Below are 953 nucleotides of genomic sequence, written 5' to 3'. Positions count from 1 at the left end.
TACGCTGGTCCTCCGGGCGGACGTCTCCGGCAACCCCACCTTCCGTGACCTGCTCGCGCGGATCCGTGAGTCGGATCTGTCGGCCTACGCGAACCAGGACGTGCCGTTCGAGCGGCTCGTCGACGAGCTGAACCCGGCCCGCTCCGCCGCCCGTAATCCGCTGTTCCAGGTATTGCTGGCGCTCCAGAACGTGCCGGAGGCGCAGTGGGAACTGGAGGGGCTGGCGGTCGAGCAGATCCCGCCCGTGGCTGACCCGGCGGCTCGGTTCGATCTCTCTCTTTCGCTGAGTGAGCGCCAGTCGGACGACGGTGCTGCCGATGGTCTGCGCGGTGGGATTCTCTACTCCGCCGATCTGTTCGACGAGGGGACGGTTCGTCGGCTGGCGGGGCGGCTGGTGCGGGTCCTGGAGCAGGTCGCGGCGGACCCGGATCGGCGGCTGAGCGCCGTCGAGGTCCTGGATGAGGCGGAGCGGTCCCTGGTCCTCGAACGCTGGAACGACACCGCGAGCGAGGTCAACGCCTCGACCGTGATGGAACTGTTCCAGCGGTGGACCGTTGAGACACCGGAGGCGACCGCTCTGGAGGCCGTCGGCGGCCGAACGCTGTCCTACGCGGAGGTGGCTGCGCGTTCGGATGCGATGGCACGAGGGCTGGTCGCGCGTGGGGTGAGGCGGGAGTCCCGGGTGGGTCTGTGCCTGCCGCGCGGGATCGAGGCGATCGTGGCGATCCTGGCGGTGTGGAAGGCCGGCGGGGCATACGTCCCGCTGGACCCGGAGTACCCCACTGACCGGCTGGCGTACATGGTCGCCGACAGCGGCGCCGAACTGGTCCTGGTCGCGGCCGAGACCGCCGACCGGCTGTCCGAGGATGTCGAGACGGTGCTGCTCGACGAACTGGACAGCGACTCAGGAGAACTGCCGGACATCGTCCCCGGCCAGCTGGCCTACATCATCT

Annotated in this window: 1 protein-coding gene; it reads left to right on the top strand. The window is 69.5% G+C overall.

Going from position 1 to position 953, the window contains the following annotated elements; all coding sequences use genetic code 11:
• The coding region (locus LQ326_RS47285) for an AMP-binding protein (protein ID WP_234545393.1) at positions 1-953 on the top strand (953 nt) is incomplete at both ends.

The organism is Streptomyces shenzhenensis, assembly GCF_021462265.1.
Classification (GTDB): domain Bacteria; phylum Actinomycetota; class Actinomycetes; order Streptomycetales; family Streptomycetaceae; genus Streptomyces; species Streptomyces shenzhenensis.
The sequence above is the reverse complement of the archived record's forward strand: the minus strand, read 5'-3'. Positions and strand labels throughout refer to the sequence as shown.